General features: G+C 60.5%; 23 protein-coding genes. 18 read left to right on the top strand and 5 right to left on the bottom strand.

The window, feature by feature from the left end; all coding sequences use genetic code 11:
- Positions 1 to 21: 21 nt before the first annotated feature.
- Together LCH65_RS01030 and LCH65_RS01025 are read left to right on the top strand one after the other, a co-directional pair.
- Complete coding sequence (locus LCH65_RS01030; RefSeq protein ID WP_003368812.1) at positions 22 to 492, top strand: A24 family peptidase; 471 nt, start codon at positions 22 to 24, stop codon at positions 490 to 492.
- A gap of 167 nt (positions 493 to 659) precedes the next feature.
- Positions 660 to 1,454: a response regulator transcription factor gene (locus LCH65_RS01025; RefSeq protein ID WP_161806720.1), complete on the top strand. Its 795-nt coding sequence runs from the start codon at positions 660 to 662 to the stop codon at positions 1,452 to 1,454.
- Between the two features lie 7 nt (positions 1,455 to 1,461).
- Here the strand turns inward: LCH65_RS01025 and LCH65_RS01020 are convergent, their stop codons facing one another.
- Entirely contained in the window at positions 1,462 to 3,117 is a 1,656-nt protein-coding gene (locus LCH65_RS01020) for a PleD family two-component system response regulator (protein ID WP_003431709.1), read from the bottom strand.
- A gap of 264 nt (positions 3,118 to 3,381) precedes the next feature.
- Between LCH65_RS01020 and LCH65_RS01015 the strand changes: the two genes are divergently transcribed.
- The 6 genes from LCH65_RS01015 (at position 3,382) to LCH65_RS00990 (ending at position 9,918) form a co-directional block, all read left to right on the top strand.
- Positions 3,382 to 4,461 (top strand): DUF2333 family protein, encoded by a 1,080-nt coding sequence (locus LCH65_RS01015; RefSeq protein ID WP_003431710.1) that lies wholly within the window; start codon positions 3,382 to 3,384, stop codon positions 4,459 to 4,461.
- A complete protein-coding gene (locus tag LCH65_RS01010; protein WP_003368817.1) occupies positions 4,461 to 5,006 on the top strand; it encodes an NUDIX hydrolase in 546 nt (181 codons plus the stop codon). The genes LCH65_RS01015 and LCH65_RS01010 overlap by 1 nt, the downstream gene beginning before the upstream one ends.
- Positions 5,007 to 5,194: 188 nt before the next feature.
- Positions 5,195 to 5,566, top strand: coding sequence for a translation initiation factor Sui1 (locus LCH65_RS01005; protein ID WP_003313912.1), 372 nt, complete (start codon positions 5,195 to 5,197; stop codon positions 5,564 to 5,566).
- A gap of 88 nt (positions 5,567 to 5,654) precedes the next feature.
- Positions 5,655 to 7,568: an arginine decarboxylase gene (gene speA, locus LCH65_RS01000; RefSeq protein WP_003431712.1), complete on the top strand. Its 1,914-nt coding sequence runs from the start codon at positions 5,655 to 5,657 to the stop codon at positions 7,566 to 7,568.
- Between the two features lie 230 nt (positions 7,569 to 7,798).
- On the top strand, positions 7,799 to 8,935 hold the full coding sequence (locus LCH65_RS00995) for a contractile injection system protein, VgrG/Pvc8 family (protein WP_003431714.1): 1,137 nt from the start codon (positions 7,799 to 7,801) through the stop codon (positions 8,933 to 8,935).
- A gap of 80 nt (positions 8,936 to 9,015) precedes the next feature.
- Positions 9,016 to 9,918, top strand: coding sequence for an alpha/beta hydrolase (locus tag LCH65_RS00990; protein ID WP_054081955.1), 903 nt, complete (start codon positions 9,016 to 9,018; stop codon positions 9,916 to 9,918).
- On the opposite strand, the gene LCH65_RS00985 is transcribed toward LCH65_RS00990, so the two are convergent.
- The 4 genes from LCH65_RS00985 to LCH65_RS00970 form a co-directional block, all read right to left on the bottom strand.
- Entirely contained in the window at positions 9,912 to 11,252 is a 1,341-nt protein-coding gene (locus tag LCH65_RS00985) for an MATE family efflux transporter (RefSeq protein ID WP_054081954.1), read from the bottom strand. The two genes, LCH65_RS00990 and LCH65_RS00985, sit on opposite strands and share 7 nt — an antisense overlap.
- A gap of 385 nt (positions 11,253 to 11,637) precedes the next feature.
- A complete protein-coding gene (locus LCH65_RS00980) occupies positions 11,638 to 11,931 on the bottom strand; it encodes a hypothetical protein (RefSeq protein WP_161428936.1) in 294 nt (97 codons plus the stop codon).
- Positions 11,932 to 12,363: 432 nt separating this feature from the next.
- A complete protein-coding gene (locus LCH65_RS00975) occupies positions 12,364 to 12,771 on the bottom strand; it encodes a response regulator (protein WP_003368825.1) in 408 nt (135 codons plus the stop codon).
- 42 nt (positions 12,772 to 12,813) lie between these two features.
- Positions 12,814 to 13,020, bottom strand: coding sequence for a Flp family type IVb pilin (locus LCH65_RS00970; RefSeq protein ID WP_003368826.1), 207 nt, complete (start codon positions 13,018 to 13,020; stop codon positions 12,814 to 12,816).
- A gap of 329 nt (positions 13,021 to 13,349) precedes the next feature.
- Here LCH65_RS00970 and cpaB point away from each other — a divergent pair, with 329 nt between their 5' ends.
- The 10 genes from cpaB to aroQ all read left to right on the top strand — a co-directional run bounded on the left by cpaB (position 13,350) and on the right by aroQ (position 23,329).
- Entirely contained in the window at positions 13,350 to 14,309 is a 960-nt protein-coding gene (cpaB, locus tag LCH65_RS00965; protein ID WP_058398071.1) for a Flp pilus assembly protein CpaB, read from the top strand.
- A gap of 20 nt (positions 14,310 to 14,329) precedes the next feature.
- Positions 14,330 to 15,580, top strand: a complete 1,251-nt coding sequence (locus LCH65_RS00960; RefSeq protein WP_003431720.1) for a type II and III secretion system protein family protein — start codon at positions 14,330 to 14,332, stop codon at positions 15,578 to 15,580.
- A complete protein-coding gene (locus tag LCH65_RS00955; RefSeq protein WP_003368829.1) occupies positions 15,577 to 16,767 on the top strand; it encodes a pilus assembly protein CpaE in 1,191 nt (396 codons plus the stop codon). Before LCH65_RS00960 ends, LCH65_RS00955 begins: the two co-directional genes overlap by 4 nt.
- The gene (locus LCH65_RS00950; protein ID WP_003313926.1) at positions 16,767 to 18,023 is read left to right on the top strand and encodes a CpaF family protein; all 1,257 of its coding nucleotides are present in this window, start codon (positions 16,767 to 16,769) and stop codon (positions 18,021 to 18,023) included. Before LCH65_RS00955 ends, LCH65_RS00950 begins: the two co-directional genes overlap by 1 nt.
- A gap of 18 nt (positions 18,024 to 18,041) precedes the next feature.
- Positions 18,042 to 18,926 (top strand): type II secretion system F family protein, encoded by an 885-nt coding sequence (locus tag LCH65_RS00945; RefSeq protein ID WP_226439057.1) that lies wholly within the window; start codon positions 18,042 to 18,044, stop codon positions 18,924 to 18,926.
- 1 nt (position 18,927) lies between these two features.
- Complete coding sequence (locus LCH65_RS00940; RefSeq protein WP_003431722.1) at positions 18,928 to 19,812, top strand: type II secretion system F family protein; 885 nt, start codon at positions 18,928 to 18,930, stop codon at positions 19,810 to 19,812.
- 35 nt (positions 19,813 to 19,847) lie between these two features.
- A complete protein-coding gene (locus LCH65_RS00935; protein ID WP_065350630.1) occupies positions 19,848 to 20,585 on the top strand; it encodes a hypothetical protein in 738 nt (245 codons plus the stop codon).
- Positions 20,582 to 20,854 carry a DUF3613 domain-containing protein gene (locus tag LCH65_RS00930; protein ID WP_003431725.1) on the top strand — a complete coding sequence of 91 codons (273 nt, stop codon included), beginning with the start codon at positions 20,582 to 20,584 and terminating at the stop codon, positions 20,852 to 20,854. The genes LCH65_RS00935 and LCH65_RS00930 overlap by 4 nt, the downstream gene beginning before the upstream one ends.
- A 105-nt stretch (positions 20,855 to 20,959) precedes the next feature.
- Positions 20,960 to 22,747 carry a protein-disulfide reductase DsbD gene (locus LCH65_RS00925; RefSeq protein ID WP_256332946.1) on the top strand — a complete coding sequence of 596 codons (1,788 nt, stop codon included), beginning with the start codon at positions 20,960 to 20,962 and terminating at the stop codon, positions 22,745 to 22,747.
- 129 nt (positions 22,748 to 22,876) lie between these two features.
- Entirely contained in the window at positions 22,877 to 23,329 is a 453-nt protein-coding gene (aroQ, locus tag LCH65_RS00920; RefSeq protein ID WP_002555369.1) for a type II 3-dehydroquinate dehydratase, read from the top strand.
- Positions 23,330 to 23,381: the final 52 nt, after the last annotated feature.

Below are 23,381 nucleotides of genomic sequence, written 5' to 3'. Positions count from 1 at the left end.
TAACAGGATGTCTTCGGCGTGATGAAATTATTTTTCCTACTGATATGGTTTGCAATTTGCGCCGAACAGGATGCGCGTTGCAAGCAGATTTCCAACGGGCTGACACTCGGCGCAGCAGCGCTGGCTATTATCTACCTGGCTTTGACCGGTATGACCTGGCTCGGCTCGCCTGCGCTGGAGGCCTTGCTGGCCGTGACCCTGGCATGGGCGCTGACATTGCCAGGCTATGCCCTCGGCAAGTTGGGCGCCGCAGACGTCAAACTGATGACGGCATTGGCGCTGGCCTCAAACAGTGCTTACCTGCTGTGTACGTTTATTGGCGCCGGCCTCACCATGGCAGCCTGGCTTATCGTCGGAAAGAGTAGCTGGCCTCATACGCAGCAATGGGTTGCGCAACGCTACCGGTATATGAACCCCGGCACGCCAGATAAATATCCTTTTTCACCTTTTTTATTCGCAGGTTTACTCCTGAGCACAGCACTGCTCCATTAGTCGAATAACGGCACGGGAATATTTTAATGCTATGTACATAGTCAGGAAGTACGACTACGGTTAAGTCATGGCTATGGCGTACTGTCAGCAATACCCGCACCGATTGAATGACGCCGAATCATGGTTTGCGGAATGGATCGGGGCGCCGTCGAAGGCCCCCCAATAGCATGGAGTCGCCTGTGGATAATTACCCGCTCACGAAAGTTCTGGTGGTCGATGACCAGCCCCTTATCGTTGAGGAGCTCTGCGAGTTTCTGGAGAGCAGCGGCTATGAGTGTGTGCGTTGCTATTCAAGCCTGGAAGCCATCGAGCGTTTCAGCGCCGACAGCACCATCGGCATCGTACTCTGCGATCTGGAAATGCCCGGCATGAACGGGATCGAGATGGTCGAAGCGATGAAGATGACCGGCGGCAAGACGCATCTGTTCGAGGCCATCATGCTGACCGGCGAGGCCGAGAAAAAAGACGTCATCAAGGCGCTTCGGGCCGGCATCGCCGATTACTACCAGAAGCCGGTCGATCTGGAAGAATTGCTCGAAGGTGTGCAGTTGCAGGTCCAGGCGCTGAACGAGCGGCAGAAAAACCGTCAGCAGCTGGGCCTGCTCAACGAAAAGCTTCAGTTTTTGGCCGCGTCCATTGATGATCTTTATCAGAACCTGGACAGCGTCCAGAACAGGCCTCAGCCCGAACGAAAAGCGCGTGACGGTGTGGAGCGTGAGGTGCAGATGCCGGTGGCTCTGGCCAAGCTGTCACCTCGCCAGCTTGACGTAGCGCGCCTGGTCAGCACCGGACTGACCAATTATCAGATCGCCTGCGAACTGGGGATTACTGAAAACACTGTGAAACTCTATGTGTCGCAAGTGCTGCGCCTGACTCACATGCATAACCGCACGCAGCTGGCATTGGCATTTTCACCGGGCAAATCGGCGGAGCGGCAAAGACTGATCGAAAGCCAGGGCTGAATGGAACTCAGGCTTCGATCTCGCTCAGCACGACGTGAAAAGGCACATCGACCAGCACCGAATACACTTGATTGCGGCCTGCGTGCTTGGCGCAGTACAACGCCGCATCGGCCTGGGACGCAAGGCTCAGGCTGTCGTCATTGGCACCGAGCGAAACCACCCCAGCGCTGAAGGTGCAGAACAGGTCGACGGGCTGCGCCGGGTAATGGATCTCGGCAAAGCGCTGGCGGATGTCATCCAGCACCCTATGAGCGCTTTGAATGTCGGTGTCCGGCATGACAATGGCAAATTCCTCACCGCCGTAACGACCGATGAAGTCGGTTTTGCGCAAGCGTTGCTTGAGAAACAGCGCAAGGCTCTTGATGACACGATCCCCCATCGGGTGACCGTGGCTGTCATTGACCCTCTTGAAGTGGTCGATATCAAGCATGGCAAAGCACAGCGGCTTGCCTTCACGTCGCGAACGAAAGCAGCAATCTTCCAGCAGTTGCAAAATGTGCGTGTGATTGTAAAGCCCGGTCAGGCTGTCGCGGACCATGCGCGCCTTGAGATTGCGAGCCCTCGCGGCACGGTTGCGCACAGTGGTGATGAGATGACGGGGTTTGATCGGCTTGGTCAGGAAGTCGTCGCCGCCTTCGCTCATGGCATCGAGCTGCTTGTCCTGATCGTCTTCAGCCGACAGATAAATGATCGGCACACTGACGTAACGGTCGTTATGGCGAATGACCTTGGCCAGCTCCGTGCCGGTACACCCCGGCATGTACATGTCGAGGATGATCAGGTCCGGCTGAAACTCGGCCAGCTCGGACATTGCCTGAATCGGGTCGAGCAACACCCGCGTAACGATTCCGGCAGCATTCAGAACACGCTCGGTGTGCAGCGCCTGCGCGCGGGAATCGTCGATGATCAGCACTTTATAGGGCTCGTATTGAGCCACGCAGGTCAGGACTTCAATTTTTTCCAGCAGACTCGACGCTTCCAGCGCGCCGGTCAGAAACTCCTCGCCACCGGCCCTGACTGCGGCCAGGCGGGTGGGCGTATCGGTTTCATTGAGGCTGAAAAACAACAGCGGAAGTTTCTGCTCCAGCCCTTCCTGAGCCTGGGAGGCCAGTTCGAGCCCCTTGCCGGGCCCGCTGAAATCGACATCCATGACAATCGCCGCCGGATGCCGCTGGGCCATCGCCCGCTGAAACTCGCCGACATTGTGCAGCGACAGCGCCGCCAGCCCGAAAAACTCCAGCTGCTTGGCCAGACGCTCGGCCCGCTCGTGATCATGAAGCACCACATAGACGGGCTTGCGCAACGGTGGCAGCGTCGTTTGCTCAAAACGGTCGCCGTGTCGCAGCCCGGTTCGGGAAAGGCGTTGCATCAGACGATTGAGATCGGTGATGACCCGGCTGTTGAGGCGACCGCGATTGGCTTCCACCGCATCGAGCGCCTGGCTGATCTCCTTCGCCAGCGCGCTGTGTTCGGCCTGCTCGAAGCGTTCGGCAAAGCGCGAAAGACGCAGCGTGGACTCCTTGAGCTCGGCCATATCGCCAATCGACCACTCGGCCTTCTGCAGACGTTGCCACGTCTCCAGAATCTGGCGCGCCTGGTGAATGACCCTCTGGGCAAAGTGGTGCTTCAGGCGGTCTCGGCTAGGGTCTTCGGGGTCGGTCATATTCAGACTACTGTGGTTTTGCTGAGCGATACGGCTGATGGCGCTATGCTAGCACCTCCGTTACAACAGAACAGTGTCGCAAGTCACTTATTTGACAACAGTTTGATGGCGCATAGCCATTATGCAAAATCAATCGGTGCATAGACTGCGCCTATCAACGTTACAGTTCAAATCTCAAGATAATGTCTGCCAGCCGCACCTTGAGGTAAGGTTGCGGTCGAACGCCTCGTGAAGCATTCAACTCAAGATCGAAAGGACCCTACCATGCTGGATTGGAAGAACCGCGCAGGCAGCGCGGGTGCGCGCACCGCAGACACTTCATCGACCAAACGCCGCGGTTACCTGGGTAACCTGTTCTATAGTCGCGCGCTGGGCGCCCTGATCTTGATCTACCTGCTGGTGGCACTGGCAGTCGGCTGGTACTGGAGCAAGGAACCTGCGCTGTTCCCGGTACAGCAAAACGCCCAGGCTGCCGCCGAGCGTGAAGGCAAACAGATGGTCATCGGTTACACGACAGTTGAAACGCTCAAGACCGTGGCGGGCACGTTGCTTAACAAGCCCGGTGGCTACCTGTCCAACGACCGCATGCCACCGGGCCTGTGGCTGGACAACATCCCGAGCTGGGAATACGGCGTGCTGGTTCAGGTGCGTGACCTGAGCCGTGCGCTGCGCAAGGACTTTGCGCGTTCTCAGTCGCAATCGGCTGAAGATGGCGACCTGGCGCGTGCCGAGCCGTTGTTCAACTTCAATAATCGCAGCTGGGTCCTGCCTTCCAGCGAATCGCAGTACGCCGAGGGGATCAACTCCCTGAGCCGCTACCAGGCACGTCTGTCCGATCCGAACCAGAAGGGCGCGCTGTTCTATGCCCGCGCCGACAACCTGAACAACTGGCTCGGCGATGTCGGCACCCGTCTGGGCTCGCTGTCGCAGCGCCTGTCAGCCAGCGTTGGCCGGGTCAAACTCAACAGCACGCTGAAAACCGAAGCTGCTGTTTCGGTCAAGCCCGGTGAAGTACCGCAGGTCGATGAGGAAATCGTCGAAACGCCATGGCTGGAAATCGACAACGTGTTCTACGAAGCACGTGGTCAGGCCTGGGCGCTATCGCACCTGCTGCGCGCCATCGAGGTTGATTTTGCCGACGTACTGGCGAAAAAGAACGCGACGGTCAGCGTGCGCCAGATCATTCGTGAACTGGAGGCCTCGCAAGAGCCAATGTGGAGCCCGATGATTCTCAACGGCAGCCCGTTCGGCGTGTTCGCCAACCACTCGCTGGTCATGGCCAACTACATTTCGCGTGCCAACGCCGCAGTCATTGACCTGCGCCAGCTGCTGAATCAAGGCTGATGTCCATACCTGCCAACGAGGCCGCGCATCGCGCCGCCTCGGATGCCGAGCAGATCGCCTGGGTCGACGAACAGGATCGGCTGCTCGGTTCACTGGTCCGCGCCGACCTGCGTGAACGCGGGCTGATTGGACGCGGCACTTATATCCTGCTGTTCAACAGTCTGGGTGAGCTGTGTGTGCACCGACGCACGCTGAGCAAGGCGATCTATCCCGGCTACTGGGACGTAGCCGCAGGCGGAATGGTCCAGGCGGATGAAAGCTATGCGGAGTCTGCTGCGCGCGAGCTGGAAGAAGAACTGGGGGTCAGTGGCGTGCCGCTGCAGGCCCACGAACAGTTTTTCTTTGATCAGCCGGGCAACCGGCTCTGGTGTGCAGTGTTTTCAGCCGTGTGGGACGGCCCTTTGAAACTGCAACCTGAAGAGGTGCTGGAAGCGCGCTTCATGCCCGTCGTCGAAGTTCTGCAACAGGCTGAGCACAATCCCTGGTGCCCCGACTCCCTGGCGGCGCTGAAACGCTACCTGAAACAGATAGAGAACGAGCAGTAAGCGAGTGTTCAGAAATTGGCGCATTCAGCCCCTTAGCAACCGGCCCGTTTGCCGTTACACTGCGCGACCTTTTCAAACTGAACCGGCCCTGCCGTTTCAGTAGCGCTGCCCCTGCCAGAGTGGGGCTTCGCGGTCGATGGCTCATACGAGCCCGACCCATCTTCAGTCCTCAACAAGAGGATTTTTGCGTGGCTAAAAAAGCCGCTTCTCTCGCTGCCCTCGGTGGCCTGGTATTTTCAACCGACGCAGGGCGCCACTGCCCCGATTGTCGTCAACCCGTTGCCGAGTGCACCTGCAAACAGACGGCCATCCCGGAAGGTGACGGCATTGCCCGTGTACGTCGTGAAAGCAAGGGCCGTGGCGGCAAGACGGTTACCACCATCAGCGGCGTCCCGCTGGCCGAAGAGCCGCTCAAAGAGCTGGCCAAGGCCCTCAAGCAGCGCTGCGGCACAGGCGGATCGCTCAAGGAAGGCGTGATCGAGATTCAAGGCGATCACGTCGAACTGCTGTTGGCCGAGCTGATCAAAAAAGGCTTCAAGGCTAAAAAGTCCGGCGGCTGAACCCGCGAATCAAATCGTCATTTCCACTCATTACAATGCGCGCAGCTGGCTACTGGCTGGCGCTACGACTTCTTTATAGGGGACTTCGATGTCCGTACGACGCACACGCAAAGACGATGGCAGCCAATGGACCGTTGCGGACAGCCGCAGCGTTTATGGCATTCGCCATTGGGGCGCGGGTTATTTTGCAATCAACGAAGCGGGGCGCGTTGAAGTCCGTCCCAACGGGCCGGACAGCTCGCCCATCGACCTTTACGAACAGGTCGACAACCTGCGCAAGAGCGGCCTCTCGCTGCCTTTGCTGGTGCGTTTCCCGGACATCCTGCAAGACCGCGTGCGCCAGCTGACCGGCGCGTTCGACAGCAACATTGCGCGCCTGGAATACCAGAGCAAATACACCGCGCTGTACCCGATCAAGGTCAACCAGCAGGAAGCGGTGGTGGAAAACATCATCGCCACGCAGAACGTCTCCATCGGCCTGGAAGCGGGCTCCAAGCCTGAACTGATGGCTGTGCTGGCACTGGCGCCTAAAGGCGGCACTATCGTCTGCAACGGTTACAAGGACCGTGAGTTCATCCGTCTGGCGCTGATGGGCCAGAAGCTGGGCCACAACGTGTTCATCGTCATCGAGAAAGAATCCGAAGTCGAACTGGTGATCGAAGAAGCCGCCGAGCTGAAGGTCGCCCCCCAGGTCGGCCTGCGTGTGCGTCTGTCTTCCCTGGCATCGAGCAAATGGGCGGATACCGGTGGCGAAAAATCCAAGTTCGGCCTGTCGGCAGCGCAATTGCTGTCGGTGGTCGAGCGTTTCCGCATGGCCGGCCTGGATCAGGGCATCCGCCTGCTGCACTTCCACATGGGCTCGCAGATCGCCAACCTGGCCGACTATCAGCACGGTTTCAAGGAAGCGATCCGTTACTACGGCGAACTGCGCAAGCTCGGCCTGCCGGTGGACTACATCGATGTCGGTGGTGGTCTGGGTGTCGATTACGACGGTACGCACTCGCGCAACGCCAGCTCGATCAACTATGACATGGACGACTACGCAGGCGTCGTGGTCGGCATGCTCAAGGAATTCTGCGACGCGCAAAGCCTGCCGCACCCGCATATTTTCTCGGAAAGCGGCCGCTCGCTGACCGCCCACCACGCCATGCTGGTGGTTCAGGTGACCGACGTCGAAAAACACAACGACGAAGTCCCGGAAATCGCCGACAAGGCCAGCCTGCCGGAAACCGTGCAATGGCTGGTCGACCTGCTGGGTCCGACCGACATCGAGATGGTCACCGAAACCTACTGGCGCGCCACGCACTACATGAGCGACATCGCGGCCCAGTATGCCGACGGCAAGATCAGCCTGTCGGAAAAGGCACTGGGCGAGCAATGCTACTTCGCCGTCTGCCGCCGTCTGTACAACTCGCTGAAAGCCCGTCAACGCTCCCATCGTCAGGTGCTGGACGAGCTCAACGACAAGCTGGCCGACAAGTACATCTGCAACTTCTCGGTGTTCCAGAGCCTGCCGGACACCTGGGCCATTGGCCAGGTACTGCCGATTCTGCCCCTGCACCGCCTGAACGAAGAGCCGGTGCGCCGCGCCGTGCTTCAGGACCTGACCTGCGATTCGGACGGCAAGATCAAGCAGTACGTCGATGAGCAGAGCATCGAGACCAGCATGCCGGTGCATTCGCTGAATGAAGGCGAAGACTATCTGCTGGGTATCTTCCTGGTGGGTGCCTACCAGGAAATTCTCGGCGACATGCACAACCTGTTCGGTGATACCGACTCGGTGAACATCTACCAGAACCCGGACGGCAGCGTTTACCACGCCGGCATCGAAACCCACGACACCATCGAAGACATGCTGCGCTACGTGCACCTGTCGCCGGAAGAACTGATGACCCATTACCGGGACAAGGTCGCCAGCGCCAAGATCACCCCACGCGAGCGCACCTACTTCCTCGATGCCTTGCGCCTGGGGCTGACCCGCTCGTCCTACCTGTCGTCCTGATCCTTGCGCGGAGCCAGATCTGACTGCTTATCATGCCAATGCTCCGCATTGGCATGCAGAGGCGTGCGTAACCATCGCCGCCCATGCTCCGCGCTCATACAGCCCACCCACTCGACGTAATCCCCCACCGACACCTGCTGTAGGCAACGTCCTGTTCTACCTGCAGACCTCTACCCTGCCCGGCTTCTGCGCGAGAATCCGCGGTCGCATTCCCGGTAGAGAAACCCTCCATGCCCGACCCCGCCAGCGCGCCGTTCTTTCATCTGGAGATTGCAAGCCTGCAGCGCCGTTTCACCGTCGTATCGTTCAGCGCAACCGAAGCGATCAGCCAGCCGTATACCATTGAGCTGGAAATCCTCGGCGACGGTTTCGATCTGGACCTCACCAGGCTGATGTACCAGCCTGCCTGGCTGAGCTGCGGTGGCGAGCAGGGTTTTCCGGGGCAGAGTTTTCAAGGGCAGGGCTTTCACGGTCAGATCCACGGCGCGACACGCAAGCATTACCACCCCGGCCCGGCCTGCTACACGCTGCTGATGGGGCCTCGACTGGCCTGCCTCGGGCTGCGCCACCACTCGCGTATCTTTCAACACATGACTGCCACGCGGATCATTGCCCAGGTGCTGGAAGAACATGGTTTGAGGAACACCTTCCGCTTTGACCTGCAGACAGAATGCATCGAGCGCGAAAGCTGCGTGCAGTACCAGGAATCCGACCTGCAACTGGTCCAGCGGCTGTGTGCAGAAGAAGGCATTCACTACCATTTCGTCCACTCACGTCGCCGCCACCAGTTGGTATTTGGCACCATCCCTTGGGAAGCCGGGTTCACAGCACCTGCCCCGGCACCGCGTCCCGGCATTGCGCCTCTGCAGCGTGGCTGGATCATCGGTCGCGACGGCGAACCGGCAAGGACCGATGCGTCAGGCCGGTTGCACGTGCGCCTCGAATGGGACTGGCAACACCCGGAAGGACCCGATGCTGGCTGCTGGCTGCATCTGGCTGCGGGGCTGGATGTCGAATGTCGGGGTGGGATGTCGGTGATAGTGAGCTTTTGCGCAGACGATAAACGCCCGCCGCAGATCAGTGGCTGCCTGTCAGCGCTGGCAGATGACGGCTGCCACAGGCGTGATCAAGCACCCGCCGATAACGTTGAGATGCACCTTGACTGGCAGGCGATCACCGGGCCAGACCGACGACTGCAACTGGCGAACGGGACCCGCATAGAACTGGCTGAAGGCAGCACACTGATCGTCGACGCCGGGCCGAGCAAGGTACAGATCGACGACAGCGGTCTCACGCTGAGCAGCCCGCGCATCAGCTTCGCCAACAAAGCGGATGGCAAATCGAGTGATCCACACGCCATTGAATGACGTAGCAGCAACTGTGCGGCACTGGGATGAAGCGTGATGGTCTCAGGCATATCCGACTCACCTTCCAGAGCCCCTCCGCCATGATCCGAGTGATTTTCCTGACACTGATGACCGGTGCCGTACTGGCAGCCTTGTCCGGTTGCTCGCCTTTGAAGCTGCTCAATACGTTGAACCCCAGCGGGCCTGTCGATCATGTCTACAACCTGGCGTACGGGCCGGATCCACGCAATACGCTGGATATCTACACGCCCAAGGCGAAACCGGCCAAGGCACCGGTCGTGGTGTTTTTCTATGGTGGCAGCTGGAACAGCGGCTCGAAGGCCGATTATGCGTTCGTCGGCGAAGCGCTGGCTGCGCGAGGCATGGTGGTGGTTATCGCCGACTACAGGCTGTATCCACAGGTACGTTACCCCAGCTTTCTGGAAGACTCGGCCAAGGCGCTGGCCTGGGCGCACAAACATGCGAACACCTACGGTGGCGACCCGAGCCGCCTGTACGTGATGGGCCACAGCGCGGGTGCCTACAACGCCGCAATGCTCGCGCTTGACCCGCGCTGGCTGGCTCGTGAAGGCTTGTCCCCCTCCATCCTCAGCGGCTGGATCGGACTGGCCGGGCCTTACGACTTCCTGCCCATCGAGAACCCGGACGTGAAGCCGGTGTTCTTCTTCCCGAATTCACCGCCAGACTCGCAACCCATCAACCACGTCACGTCCAGCGCGCCACCGGCATTGCTGATGGCCTCGAACACCGACTCGCTGGTCAACCCAAAGCGCAACACCGGCGGCCTGGCCAGGTCGCTGCGTGAAGCCGGCGTGCCGGTGCGAGACTTGTATTTCTCGCGCACCAATCACGGCACGCTGGTCGGCGCATTTGCCAGATTGCTGAGCGGTCTGGCCCCTGTGATCGATGAGGTGGACATGTTCGTCAGCCACACCCCGCAAATGGCGTCGGACAAGAACGGAACCGGGCAGAAGGCTCAGTGAACGAACCAGCCGTCGCTGCGCGTCAGCCGCCAGGCAATGAACCCAAGGCTCAGGCCGCGCAGCAGGGTAAAGGCCAGGAACGTCAGCCATAGGGCGTGGTTGCCGTGGCTGGCAGCCAGATAAGCCAACGGCGCGATGCCCGCTGCGCTGAACAGCATCGCGTTGCGCATTTCCCGCGCACGGGTAGCACCGATGAACAGGCCGTCCAGCAGGTAGCTCCAGACGGCCAGCAACGGCATCAGTGCCAGATACGGCAGATACGTCATCGCGGTGGCGCGTACTTCCGGGATATCGGTCTGCAGGCTGACGAAGCCATGCCCAGCCACCAGAAAGAACAACGCAAACACCATGCTGGAAATCAATGACCAGCCTCCCGCAACCACCAGGGAGCGTCGCAACGTATCCCGGTCCCGCGCGCCGATGGCATGGCCACACAGCGCTTCTACCGCATGCGCCAGCCCATCCAGGGCATGGGCAGTCAACAGCAGGCCGTTGAGCAACAAGGCATTGGCAGCAACCGTCGCATCCCCCAAACGAGCGCCCTGCACGGTGATCAGGAACATCACCGATTGCAGCGCGAGTGTGCGCAAAAAGATGTCCCGGTTGACCGCCAGCAGGGGCCGCCAGTTACTCCATAGCCGCAAGGCCGACCAGACGATCCGGCCCGGCCAGGCGCGCAAGGTGTTACGTGCCAGCAGCAGACCGAGCACCACGCCAGTCCACTCCGCGAGTACCGACGCACGCGCCGAACCGATCACGCCCCAGTCCAGCCCGATGACGAACCACAGATTGAGAACGATGTTGACCGCATTGGTCAGCAACAGAATGGCCAGTGGCGCCCGCGCGTTCTGCGCGCCAAGAAACCAGCCGACCAGCGCATAACTGGCCAGCGCCGCAGGCAGGCCGAACAGTCGGGTGTGGAAGAAATCCAGTGTCATTTGCTGCAAATCGGCAGACGGCTGCATCATCGTCAGCGCCAGATGGCTGAAAGGCAAGGCGATCACACCCAGCAATACCGCCAGCCCGACGGCCAGCAGCAACCCCTGCAACAGAATGCGGCGCAACGCTGCGCTATCACTGCGCCCTGCCGCCTGTGCGGCAAAACCGGTGGTGCCCATGCGCAGAAAGCCCATCGCCCAGGCGAGAAAGGTATACAGCGTAGAGCCCACCGCCACAGCGCCCAGCTGATGGGCGTGCGGCAAATGACCTATCACCGCGCTGTCGACCAGCGCCACCAGCGGCACGGAAATATTCGACAGAATCATCGGCGTCGCAAGCGCCCAGACACGACGATGGGTTGAGCGATGACGCCAGTCAGTGAACAACGTAGACATGAGAGCTCCCGGCAAGGCCGGCATTGTAGCCAGATCAAACGCAGGGTGTACCGGAGAACGACGCTCCTGCCTATGCTCCAGGCTCAGCGTGATACACAGGTCGGCCTTTGATTCCGGCCAAAAGCCTTAGGTGCGAACCGGGCGATGCTTGGCTTATTCGCGAAAGGGCCGGAGATCCCTCTGGAAACTTATGGCTTGAGCGACCGTCTTCGCGAACAAGTTCGCTCCTACAAAAAGCGACAAGTGCCTCAGATGTGCGTCGCACCAACGATCGAAGCACCATACACACATGGCCCGACACAGCGCAGCTCCAGTGGGAGCGAGCTTGCTCGCGAAAGCGTCGCCCGGTTCACCCACGATGGCGACCGGTTAGCCTTTCAACGCGTCAATGAATGATCCAGCTCAGCAACCAGAGGCCCAGCGCCAGCCAGATGATGCCGAGGATGATCGAGGCGCGCATGAAGGCGCGGACCGCCGAGTACAGCAGCATCAGGCCGATGATCAGTGCGACGATGCTGATCAGCGAGGTGTCCATGCCCAGCGTGCGCGACAAGCCATCGACAAAATTTCCCCCAGCATGGGTAAACCCGTTGAATAACCACGCCAGACCGTCGACAAAGAAGCGAATGATCGCGCCGATGGCCTGCCCGAGCCATTCAAAAAAGCCTTCTACCTGCATATGTACGTCCTGATTGGGTCATGAAGAAAATAATCTGTCCGCTTTGGCTGTCGCAATGCGTGTCAGGTTCCGTGGATCATAAAGGCTCTTTGCGTTGAAACCTGAATTTCTTCTGCCCCCGCCGCGAACATTCATTTGGCTGGCGAGCGCAACAGGCCCGCGACAGGGTGTCGAGACGTCTGGACGAGTTTCAGGTGTGGCCGCAGGCAAGCGTGAACGAAGCGCTGGAATGTACGCTAAGGCGACAACCTGCGCCTGCCTGCCAACAGTCCTACGGCGCGGGTTGAATTCAGCGTGGTGGAGTGAACGCAGACGGGTGTGACGCAGAGCGTCACGAAAGGCGTTCCCACGCTGGAGCGTGAGGAACGCTAGCCCTTTAACTATCGTGCCCATGCTTCAGCGTGATCATGCTGCAGGGCGCGATGCCTGTCGTCACTGAACCTGGAAAACCTTCGGCTCGGGAAACAGGTTGTTGAGGGTTTCCAGCAAACGGACGTGATAGATCGGTTTGCGGAACAGGTCGAGCACATGCAGGCGCAGCAAATCGCTGACGTCATCCATGTCGGCATGGCCGGAGGTGACAATAACGGGCAAATGCTGGCGTGAGGTGTGGTCGCGCAGATGGCGAATCAACTGGATGCCGCTTTCCTCGGGCATACGCAGGTCAGTGATTACCAGCGCGATATCCGGATGAATGGTCAACTGGTGCAGGGCCATCTTGACGGAAGACGCCGTGAAACAGCAGAACCCCTCACCTTCGAGCAGTTCTGCCAATTCCTCGTTTGCGTCCTCTTCGTCATCAACCAGAAGCAGCTGTTGGCGGATGGGGTGGACAGCCATGTGGTTATCTCGACAAGAATGAACTCAGGTCACAATAGTAAACTAACTCGCCACCGTTCCACCCAAGGCGAGGATAATTTTGTTGAATTGAGCTTTAACAGCGTCGCCCATCGGCGTCACCATAGCAAACAGCACCAGCGCCACCATGGCTACAATCACTGCGTACTCGATCGCCGATGCCCCCTCCTTGTCCTTCAAAAAAGACTGAATACGAGCGTAGACGCTGACATATAACTGTGTAAGGAACATCTCATTTCTCCTTGCGCCTTCGTGGCGCCAATAAACCTTCGTGCGCGTGTATCCCCTCGCAATATCAGCATTGCCTTCAATCAAAAAACCCACAATCTCAACAAAGCATTAACCGGAAAGTTATAGGGTCGACCATCACCTTGCACAGCGCGCCCAAACGGCTATGTCATTCACGTAAAAGCATTTTTATACCAAAGCAGAATGGCGCTTTGGTTGCCATGAGCTACCTTCACATAACGGACGTTTAACCTCGTCCTCTATTGCCTGATGATGAAGTGCCGCACCGCGTGTGTTGAAGTTGTCCTGCGATGACAAAGGGAAAAGTTGCCATGAGCAGTCGCATTACCCTGGTGCTTGCTGTCCTGTTTTTATTGGGGGCGTTGATTGCCGGGTATCTGGGGATCGCCGTCAGCAAACAGGCTGAGGCACCTGCTGTTGTCATTCCGCCCAACGGGCCTGTCACCACCGTAACAACGATCCAGACGCCTCCGACTCCGCCCGTCGAGGATGCTGTGCGTCACAACGTTGTGGTGCTGGCGCGGGATGTTCCTGCCTACACCGCAATCACGGCCGATGACCTGACCATCGAGCGCCTCAAGGTCGCCCCACCCGGTAGCTTTGAAGCCATCGATAAAATCGTCGGCCGCAGCAGTTGGCGTACGCTGACCGCCGGAACCTGGCTGACCGAAAGCAGCTTCGAGACGGGCGGCACCCTGGCGCGGATGATTCGGCCACACGAGCGGGCCCTGGCGTTGCAAGTCGATGAAGTGACGGGCGCCTCCGGACAACTCAGCCCCGGCGACTACGTGGATGTACTGCTTTACCTGCCTGAGGACGTGAGCAATCCGAATCGGTCGAGCCAGGTCGTGGTGCCTGCCCTGCGGATTCTCGGCGTTGGCGCGCTGCTCGGTCCGGACCGCAACGGCAAGCCGGTGCAGGACCTCAACGCTGACGAACGCCTCAAACAGGAGCAGCAGCGAATCAACGCGCGAACCGTCACGGTCGCGGTGCCGCAGGCCCTGGTGGCGCGCCTGATGCTGGCGTCGCAAACCGGTGTTCTGCGTCTGGCCGTGCGCAGCGCCGACGAGGGCAACCTGCAGGACTACTGGGCCAACGAAGCCGGCGGCCCTGACGCTGCCGAGCGACTCGATTCAGCCAACCGCCAACTGGTCAGCTTCAGACAACTGAGCCTGGGGCCGGCCAGCGCGCCAGCAGCAGGCGCAATCCCGCGTACGTCTCGCGCTGTCGAGGTCATACGCGGTAACCAGATCACGCAACAAACTCCCTGATTGAGCAAGGATTGCATTTGATGAGCTGTTGTTCCGTGCCAGTTATAAAACCCCGGCTGCTGGCGTTAGTCCTTGCAGCACTGTCCGCGCCAGGCGCGTGGGCCGCTTCGGGCAATTGTGCCGGCCTTGCCGCCATGCCGGCGGCCGTGGAAATCGACCAGGGCATTCAACAGGAGGTCCGCTCTGCGGTACCCATCACCCGCATCGCCGTGGGTGATCCGAAAATCGCCGATGTGCACGTCAACGGCACCGACGGTTTTCTGTTGACCGGCGTCGCGCAGGGTACGACCAGCCTGATGGTCTGGACTGCCTGCGCAAGTGCGCCGCGCCAGAGCATGGTCTTCGTCCGTGGCCGGGCGACGACCGCCATGGTCGAGAGTGTCACCGCGCCGTCTGCCGATGCGCAGTTACCCAGCCAGGTGCAGACTGACATCCGCTTTATCGAAGTCAGCCGCACCAAGCTCAAGGAGGCCAGCACCTCGATCTTCGGCAAAGGCTCGAGCAACTTTCTGTTCGGCGCGCCCGGCACGGTGCCGGGCGTCAACGTCACACCTGGCGCTGTGGGCGGCATAACGCCGAGCATTCCGCTGAACAACAGCAATTTCAATATCGTCTGGGGCGGTGGCAGCAGCAAGGTGCTGGGCATGATCAATGCCATGGAAAACAGCGGCTACGCCTACACCCTGGCACGCCCCAGCCTGGTCGCCCTCAACGGGCAAAGCGCGAGCTTTCTGGCCGGCGGCGAATTCCCGGTGCCGGTGCCCAATGGTGAAGGCAACGGTATCTCCATCGAGTACAAGGAGTTCGGCGTGCGCCTGACCCTGACCCCGACAGTCGTGGGCCGGGACCGGATTCTGCTGAAGGTCGCACCGGAAGTCAGCGAGCTGGACTTCTCGGCCGGTATCACCATCGCCGGGACCACTGTGCCGGCACTCAACATCCGCCGTACCGACACCAGCATTGCGCTTGCCGACGGCGAGAGCTTCGTGGTCAGCGGCCTGATCAGTTCCAGCAACAGCGGCTCGGTGGACAAGTTTCCCGGCCTCGGCGACATCCCGATTCTCGGTGCATTTTTCCGCAGCTCGCAGATCCAGCGCGACGAGCGCGAACTGCTGATGATCGTCACTCCGCATCTGGTCCAGCCACTGGCCGCCAACGCCCGCCTGCCGTCACTGCCAGGCGAGGGGCTGCGCACCTATGACCCGAGCTTCCCGCGTCTGTATTTTCTGGAAAACGGCGATTTCGACCGCCGCGACGGATTATCCAAATGAGCCAGAGCCTGAGCCAGACCTTCCTGGCAATCACCCGTAATAATACCGACCTGGAGTGGCTGCAAAGTGCTCTGGGTTCGCTGGGTCAGGTGGTCAGTGCCGGTACGGGCAGCCTCGACGACCTCCTGGCGCTGGTGGACGTGACGTTTGCCAGCGTGGTGTTCGTCGGGCTCGACCGTGAGCATTTGATGACTCAGAGCGCCCTGATCGAAAGTGCGCTGGAAGCCAAGCCGATGCTGGCCATCGTTGCGCTCGGCGATGGCATGGACAACCAGTTGGTGCTTAACGCCATGCGCGCCGGGGCCAGGGACTTCGTTGCCTACGGGTCCCGCTCCAGTGAGGTCGCCGGCCTGGTCAGACGTCTGAGCAAGCGCCTGCCCGCCGTGACGCCCAACCCGAACATGAGCGGCCTGTCGGTGCTGTATGGCGTACAAAGCGACGACGACGGGGCCTTGATCGCGACGCACCTGGCGATGGTCGTGCACAAGACCGGCCAGCGCACACTGCTGCTGGACCTCGGCCTGCCACGCGGCGACAGCCTGTTGATGCTCGGTCTTGAATCGACCTTCAGCTTCGGTGACGCCCTGCGCCACTTGCGCAGGCTCGATGCAACGCTGATCGACAGCGCCTTCACCACCAGCGAAAGCGGCCTGCGCATTCTGGCCTACAGCGAAGCCGACGATCATCTGGAACAGTCCAGCGCCGCCGAGCTTTATATGCTGCTCAGCGCACTGCGCCAGCATTTTCAGCATGTGGTCGTGAACCTGGTGGGGCAGCCGGACAGCGAGGCCTTGCGCTCGCTGGTCAGCCATTGCGATCAGTTGCTGTGGTACACCGACCAGAGCGTGCTGGGCTGTCGACGCAACCTGACGGTGCTCAACAACTGGCGCGAAAAAGGCATGAAAATGCAGCACGCCAGCCTGCTGGTCGATCGCTATCAGCGCTCGGTTGCACCCAATTCCGAAACCGTGAGCAAAACCTTCGGCCTGCCGGTGCTGGCGGTACTGCCGCTTGCCCCGGAGCTGCGCCTCAACGCCAAGAATCAGGGCGTGACGCTGTTCGAACTGGCCTCACGCGACGCTCTGTGCTCCGGGCTGCGGCGGCTTGGCGAGCATTTGGCACGGCATGCCGAGGCACGCGAGAAACCCGATCAGGGCTGGCTCGCTCGACTGTGGGGGAACCGGTAATGGCGGAGAAACTGTTTGGCGTCTCATCGCGCACGCAAGGCAAGCCTGACGACGGGCAAGGCCTGAAACTGGTGCTGCACCGTTACATCATCGATGGCATGGAGGAAAGCGGCAAAAGTCTGCTCGAAGGCTCAAGGCCAGCCCTGGCGCAATTCGTCATCGACAAGGTGGCCGAATACGTCGCACGGCTGCGGCTGGCCATCTCGCGTTACGAAATGGAGCGCCTGGCTGAAGAGCTGGTCGATGAACTGACCGGCTTCGGCCCACTGGAAGTGCTGCTGCGCGACACTTCGGTGACGGAAATTCTGGTCAACGGGCCAGGCAAGGTATTTGTCGAGCGCGATGGCGTGCTGCACCACACCGACCTGCGCTTTATCGATTCGCACCATGTCGAGCGCGTGATGCAGCGCATCCTGGCACCACTCGGGCGCCGCCTGGACGAATCCTCACCGATGGTCGATGCGCGTCTGCCCGATGGCAGCCGGGTCAACGCGATCATTCCGCCCATCGCGCTGGACGGCCCGTGTCTGTCGATCCGGAAGTTTCGCAAGGACATGCTCAAGAGCGCTGACCTGGTGGCCATGCAGACCATCGATCAGTCGATTTTCGAATTCTTCCAGGAGGCCGTCGGCAAACGCTGCAACATTCTGGTCAGCGGCGGCACCGGCACGGGCAAGACCACCATGCTCAATGTGCTGAGCCAGTTGATCGACAGCAATCAGCGCTTGGTCACCATAGAGGACGTCGCCGAGTTGCAGCTCAGTCACCCGCATGTGGTGCGCCTGGAAACCCGCCCGCCCAACGCCGAAGGGCATGGCGAGGTGCGCGCCAGCGACCTGATCCGCAACTCGCTGCGGATGCGCCCGGACCGCATCATCCTCGGCGAGATCCGCGGTGTCGAAGTGCTGGACGTGTTGACGGCGATGAACACCGGCCACGACGGTTCGATGAGTACCGTGCACGCCAACAATGCACAGGATGCCCTGCTGCGCCTGGAAACGCTGGTGGGCCTGACCGGGCGGCTGATCCCGGAAAAGACCCTGCGCCAGATGGTCTGCGCGGCATTGGATGTGATTATCCAACTGACGCGTCTGCCTGACGGGCGCCGCTGTGTCAGTGAAGTGGTGGAAGTGGTCGGCATACGCGATGACATCTATGTCACCAATACCCTGTTCCGCGTTGATCGTCGCACCGGGGTCGGCTTCATGCGCGAAGCGGCCCACGCTGCGGGCGACAAGCTGCGGCCTGGCTACTGACATGACCAGGGAGTCGGCATGAGTGCGTCACTGGTACTGGGCCTGATCTCCGTGATGCTGCTGATGGCGTCCATCCGCATGTTCTATCTGGCGCTCAACCAGGGTGCCAGTGAGCGGGTCAGGCAGCGGCTGATGGCCGGGCAAGTGCAACCCGTGGCCGAAAAGACCGGCTGGAGCTACCTGGATCGGGCCTTTTTGCGCGCCGGGCTGGGACAGCCGACCAAACGCATGGGCCTGGCCTTGTCGCTGTATGCGCTGCTGATACTGATCGGCTACGCAACGGCGGGAGGCGTCGGCGCGATCAGCGTCATGCTGGCGGTGCCTTTGACACTGCGCCTGTTCGTTTCGTGGCGCTATGAGGTGCGCGTGCGCCGCATGATCCAGCAACTGCCGCAATTGCTCGACCATACCGTGCGCAGCCTCAAGTCCGGCAGAACCCTGGCCGACGCGGTACTGCACGGCATCGATGCCACGGACCAGCCGCTCAAGGACGGCATGAGCCGGATCGAGCGTAACGTACAGCTGGGCGTCAGCCTGCCGGATGCGGCGAGGGATTTTGCCGAACTGTATGAGCGCGACGAGTTTCACCTGTTCGCCATCGGCTTGCGGGTCAATCACCGTTATGGCGGCAATGCCAGCGAACTGATGGAAAACCTGATCAAGCTGATTCGCGATCGGGAACAGGCCGGTCGTCAATTGCGCGCCATGACCGGCGAAACCCGCATGACTGCGTTGGTGCTGGCCCTGCTGCCGATCACCATGGCCGGTTACTTTCTGGCGGTGAACCCCAGTTATCTGCTGCATATGTGGGACGACGACAGCGGCAAGATCATGCTGAGCATGGCCTTCGCGCTGCAGGTCACGGGGTGCGTGGTGCTGTGGCGCATGTTGAGGAGCATTTGAGATGGAACTGGTATTCGCTGCCATGATGCTTGCCGCTGCAGCATTTTTGCTATTGTCCGGCGTAGCCCGTCAACGCCGCAATGAACGTCTGGTGGCCAGGCGCTTGAGGGGCCAGGTGATCCGCGAAAGCCGCATCGGCAGCCTGTTGCGCTTGCTCGGCGATACCCGCATAGGCCAACGCAGCATCAGCCTGGATTCGGAAACCCAGATACTGCTCAACCGCATCGGCTGGCGGCGCGCCAGCAAACGTTCGTTGTTCGCGGCCTGCCAGGTCGGCGTTCCGGTCGGCCTGATGGTCATGGTCATCCTCGGCCAACTGCTGTTTTTCAAAGGCGTCCAGCAACCGCTCATCGCGCCGATCTTTGCCTTGGGAGTCGGTTATCTGCTGCCCAAGCGGATTCTGGCGGCCGCGGCTCGGCGCCGTCAGAAACAAGTTGTGGTGGAAATCTCTACCTTTATCCCGCTGCTGCGCATCCTGTTCGAGTCCGGTATGGCGGTCGAGCAGGCCCTTCGGGTGCTCAGCAACGAAGGCAAGGACCTGTTGCCAGTGCTGTCCGAGGAAATCCGCGTAGTGCTGGTGCGCGTCGACTCCGGCCTGGAGCTGGGCGAGGAACTGAGAAAAACCGCTGCCCTGCTGGCTGTCGACGAGTTGAGCGACACCTGCGTGATCCTCAATCAACTGATTCATCAGGGCGGCGGCGCATTGAAGTCTCTGCTCATGCTCAAGCAACTGATCGACGACCGACGCCTGACCCGTCTGCAGGAATACATTTCCAAACTCTCGGCAAAGATGTCGGTGGTCATGATGGTGTTTCTGTTCCCCGCCCTGCTGATTGTTCTGGCCGGGCCAGGCTTCATGGCAATAAGCCGCGCACTGGGCAGTTGACCCGGTGTTACCCGTGGACGAAAGGACGCATTGCAATGAAACCAGTGATCGTACTACTCGGGCTGTTGTTGCTGGGCGGATGCGCCAGTGATGGTCGCCCCCTCTGGACGCAGACCACGGCTCAGCCGGGGCAGTGCCCCAAGCTGACCTCGGATCAGGAGTTTTCCCTGAATCTGGCTCAGAACATGGCCGATGAAGGCCGCCTGCATGCCAGCCTTGCCAATCTGGAAAGCCTGCCCGACAGCCTGGGCGAGGTTCGCCTGCGCAAGGCCCGGGTGTTGCGGCTTTTGGGCAGCAACGAGGCCGAGCCTCTGTACCGCAGCCTGCTGGGCACCTGCCGGGCAGCCGAGGGTGAGCATGGCCTAGGGCAACTGGCCGCAGCGCGTGGTGACAACACGCTGGCACAGCAACACCTGCTGATGGCCAGCAAACTGCAACCGACCGATGAAAAGATCCGTAATGACCTGGGCGTCGTCTACCTCAATCAGTTGAAACTGGAACAGGCACGCTTTCAGTTCCTGACGGCCATGGAGCTCAAACAATCGGACTCGCTGGCGGCGGTGAACCTGGCCACGCTGCTGATCTATCAGAATAACTGGACGCAAGCCGCCGAACTGGCGTCGCGGGCCGGGCTGACGCCTGAGCAGGTGACCGATGCCCAGGCGCGTGCCGAGCAATTGCGGAAGCCCCCTGCCGCTCCTCTAGCATCTGCACGGCCCATTGCGAGCCTGACAGGGCAAAATGATCGTCAGTCCCAGGAGGTACGACCATGAAGCGCATCCTATTCACCGGGTGTGTACTGCTGTTGAGCGCAGGTGATGCCTGGGCAGACAACAATGAAACTGCGGCCTCTGAAACCAGACAGACCGAGACCTGGCTGCAGCTTCAAGCCAGCGGCAAGGCCGCTTCGCCGACGCCGCAGGTCAATACCGCGGCAGAACGTGACCTCAGCCTGCAACGCTGGCTGGACACGTATAAGTACAAGATCCCGGATTTTTACGACCAGGAAGCGGGTGGCAGCTTTTCCTCGGGCAAGAAATAATTCCGGCACGTCGTGGGCCTGCTGACACCCACACTTACAACCTGCCCTCGGCACGCCGCCGGGCACTCCGTTATCATGCGCAGACTTTCGAGATTCGAGACTGCCATGCGCCGTTTGTTATGCCTGCTGTTATTGATCCTGGCCCTACCCGCCTCCGGCGCCGGTCTGCTGGACAGCCGACCTTCATCCACGCTGGGCGGCGGCTCGCTGGATAACAGCAAGGACTTCCTGCCAGTGCGTCAGGCCTTTCAGTTGAGCCTGATCGAAACGACGCAGGAGTCGATCAAGCTGAGGCTGGTCGCCACCGATGGCTACTACCTGTATCGCCACCGCTTTCAGTTCCGCACCGAGCCTGCCGACATCGGCCTTGGCGAAGCGCAACTGCCCAAGGGCGAGCAGAAACACGACGAGTATTTTGGCGATGTCGAGGTCTATCACGGCATTCTCGATATCGACCTGCCACGCAAACCCGGCGAACAGCGCCCCTTCACCCTCGCCGTCACGTACCAGGGCTGCGCCGACAAGGGCTTGTGCTATCCACCTGAAACCGAGCGTTTGAGCATTGGCGACGTAGCCGCCAGCCCGAGCGACCAGGCGTCTGCCAGCGCAGCCACAGCGGCCGCCTGGAGCTGGAAAGAACTGGCGCTGTTTTTTCTCGCAGGCGTAGGCCTGACCTTCACACCGTGTGTACTGCCGATGTTGCCGATTCTGTCCGGCGTGGTGCTGCGCGGCCAGGTTGGCGGGTTGCGCGGGCTGAGCCTGTCTCTGGCTTACGTACTGCCGATGGCGGCGTGCTTTGCCCTGCTGGGCGCGCTGATGGGTGTGTTCGGTGCAGGCCTTAACCTGCAGGCGCGCTTGCAATCGGCCTGGGTACTGGTGCCGTTCTCGGCATTCTTCGTGATCTTCGCCATTGCCATGTTCGGCGCTTTCGAACTGCGCCTGCCGCAGTCCATCAGCTCTCGTCTGGACCGTATCGCCGGCAAGACCCAGGGCGGTTCATTGTGGGGTGCAGCGGTGCTGGGCGTGGTCTCCAGCCTGTTGGTGTCACCTTGCGTATCGGCGCCTCTGGCCGGTGCGCTGTTGTATATCAGCGCCAGCGGCGATGCACTCGGCGGCGCTCTGAAACTGTTCGCGCTGGGCCTGGGCATGGGCGCGCCGCTGTTGCTGATCGCAACCGGTGGTGCCACATGGCTGCCGAAAAGCGGCCCTTGGCTGGTGACGGTTAAAAACGCCATCGGTGTGCTGCTGCTGGGGCTGGCCATCGGTCTGCTGAGCCGCGTACTGCCAGGGCAAGTCACGCTGTTGCTGGTGGGTCTGTTGTCGGCCGGTGTCGCACTGTTTCTCGGCACCCTGGAATTCAATGTCAAAACCACACGGCAGAAACTCGCCCAACTGCTGGGGCTGGCGCTGCTGGTCTATGCGCTGGCGTGCTGGTACGGCGCGCTGTCCGGGCACACCGACCCCATGCGCCCGCTGGGCCGCGAGTACGCCACGGCGAATAACGGAGCGGTAGCTCCGGCCGCCTCACAGTGGCAGACGATCACCACCTCCGCCGAACTGGACCGTGTGATGCACGAAGCCCGGCGCGAGGGCAAACCGCTGGTGCTCGACTGGTATGCCGACTGGTGCATCAGTTGCAAGGTCATCGAACACGAAGTCCTGCCTGACCCGGGTGTGGTCGCCCGCTTGTCGGGTTACAAGCAGGTGCGTTTCGACATGACCGACAGCAACGCAGAGCAACGCGCCCTGCTTGACCGGTACAAGCTGTTTGGCCCGCCAGCGCTGCTTTTCTTCGATAAAAACGGCGAAGAACAGCAAACTGTACGGGTCGTCGGCGAAATCGACGCGGCAGGCCTTATCGAGCGTCTGAACAGCGCCAATGACCAAAACTGATCCCTGAGTCATAAACTTTGCGCGAATATCGCTCATTGTGCTGGCTACTGTTGTTAACTGGACAGTCCACTGCCCTTCCGGCATAGTCGCCGGGCGTAAACCGCTCGCAGACAATAAAAGGAACACGCAATGGCGACTATCCTGGTCCTACACGGGCCCAACCTGAACCTGCTGGGCACTCGGGAACCCGGGGTCTACGGCACTATCACCCTGCCTCAGATCAATCAGGACCTGGAGCAGCGCGCTCGCGATGCCGGTCACCATCTGATGTATCTGCAAAGCAACGCCGAGTACGAACTGATCGACCGCATTCACGCCGCTCGCGGTGAGGGTGTGGATTTTATTTTGATCAATCCGGCTGCTTTTACGCACACCAGCGTTGCAATACGTGACGCGCTGATGGGAGTGAGCATCCCATTCATCGAAGTGCATTTATCGAACGTGCACAAACGCGAACCTTTCCGCCATCACTCCTACTTTTCAGATGTCGCTGTAGGAGTGATCTGCGGCCTTGGCGCCAGCGGTTACCGACTGGCCCTGGAAGCCGCCCTGGAACAACTGGCCGCCAGTGCCAAGCCATGATGAGTCCAGCCTGAAGCTGACCATATGGCTTGAGCCGGCCGACACATTGCCC

The sequence above is a fragment of the Pseudomonas sp. MWU16-30316 genome (assembly GCF_020515645.1).
Lineage (GTDB): Bacteria > Pseudomonadota > Gammaproteobacteria > Pseudomonadales > Pseudomonadaceae > Aquipseudomonas > Aquipseudomonas cerasi.
Note: the sequence above shows the minus strand (reverse complement) of the source record. Positions and strands in the feature narration are given on the sequence as shown.

Excerpts from the sequence above, each read along its gene's own strand:
- LCH65_RS00960 (WP_003431720.1), top strand. The coding sequence starts at position 14,330 with ATGAGCTGTTGTTCCGTGCCAGTTATAAAACCCCGGCTGCTGGCGTTA.
- LCH65_RS00985 (WP_054081954.1), bottom strand. The coding sequence starts at position 11,252 with ATGTCTACGTTGTTCACTGACTGGCGTCATCGCTCAACCCATCGTCGT.
- LCH65_RS00925 (WP_256332946.1), top strand. The coding sequence starts at position 20,960 with ATGCGCCGTTTGTTATGCCTGCTGTTATTGATCCTGGCCCTACCCGCC.
- LCH65_RS01025 (WP_161806720.1), top strand. The coding sequence starts at position 660 with ATGGAGTCGCCTGTGGATAATTACCCGCTCACGAAAGTTCTGGTGGTC.
- LCH65_RS00990 (WP_054081955.1), top strand. The coding sequence starts at position 9,016 with ATGATCCGAGTGATTTTCCTGACACTGATGACCGGTGCCGTACTGGCA.
- LCH65_RS00940 (WP_003431722.1), top strand. The coding sequence starts at position 18,928 with ATGGAACTGGTATTCGCTGCCATGATGCTTGCCGCTGCAGCATTTTTG.
- LCH65_RS01015 (WP_003431710.1), top strand. The coding sequence starts at position 3,382 with ATGCTGGATTGGAAGAACCGCGCAGGCAGCGCGGGTGCGCGCACCGCA.
- LCH65_RS00935 (WP_065350630.1), top strand. The coding sequence starts at position 19,848 with ATGAAACCAGTGATCGTACTACTCGGGCTGTTGTTGCTGGGCGGATGC.
- LCH65_RS00955 (WP_003368829.1), top strand. The coding sequence starts at position 15,577 with ATGAGCCAGAGCCTGAGCCAGACCTTCCTGGCAATCACCCGTAATAAT.
- LCH65_RS01020 (WP_003431709.1), bottom strand. The coding sequence starts at position 3,117 with ATGACCGACCCCGAAGACCCTAGCCGAGACCGCCTGAAGCACCACTTT.
- cpaB (WP_058398071.1), top strand. The coding sequence starts at position 13,350 with ATGAGCAGTCGCATTACCCTGGTGCTTGCTGTCCTGTTTTTATTGGGG.
- LCH65_RS00975 (WP_003368825.1), bottom strand. The coding sequence starts at position 12,771 with ATGGCTGTCCACCCCATCCGCCAACAGCTGCTTCTGGTTGATGACGAA.
- LCH65_RS01030 (WP_003368812.1), top strand. The coding sequence starts at position 22 with ATGAAATTATTTTTCCTACTGATATGGTTTGCAATTTGCGCCGAACAG.
- speA (WP_003431712.1), top strand. The coding sequence starts at position 5,655 with ATGTCCGTACGACGCACACGCAAAGACGATGGCAGCCAATGGACCGTT.
- LCH65_RS01010 (WP_003368817.1), top strand. The coding sequence starts at position 4,461 with ATGTCCATACCTGCCAACGAGGCCGCGCATCGCGCCGCCTCGGATGCC.
- LCH65_RS00945 (WP_226439057.1), top strand. The coding sequence starts at position 18,042 with ATGAGTGCGTCACTGGTACTGGGCCTGATCTCCGTGATGCTGCTGATG.
- LCH65_RS00950 (WP_003313926.1), top strand. The coding sequence starts at position 16,767 with ATGGCGGAGAAACTGTTTGGCGTCTCATCGCGCACGCAAGGCAAGCCT.
- LCH65_RS00980 (WP_161428936.1), bottom strand. The coding sequence starts at position 11,931 with ATGCAGGTAGAAGGCTTTTTTGAATGGCTCGGGCAGGCCATCGGCGCG.
- LCH65_RS00930 (WP_003431725.1), top strand. The coding sequence starts at position 20,582 with ATGAAGCGCATCCTATTCACCGGGTGTGTACTGCTGTTGAGCGCAGGT.
- LCH65_RS00970 (WP_003368826.1), bottom strand. The coding sequence starts at position 13,020 with ATGTTCCTTACACAGTTATATGTCAGCGTCTACGCTCGTATTCAGTCT.
- aroQ (WP_002555369.1), top strand. The coding sequence starts at position 22,877 with ATGGCGACTATCCTGGTCCTACACGGGCCCAACCTGAACCTGCTGGGC.
- LCH65_RS00995 (WP_003431714.1), top strand. The coding sequence starts at position 7,799 with ATGCCCGACCCCGCCAGCGCGCCGTTCTTTCATCTGGAGATTGCAAGC.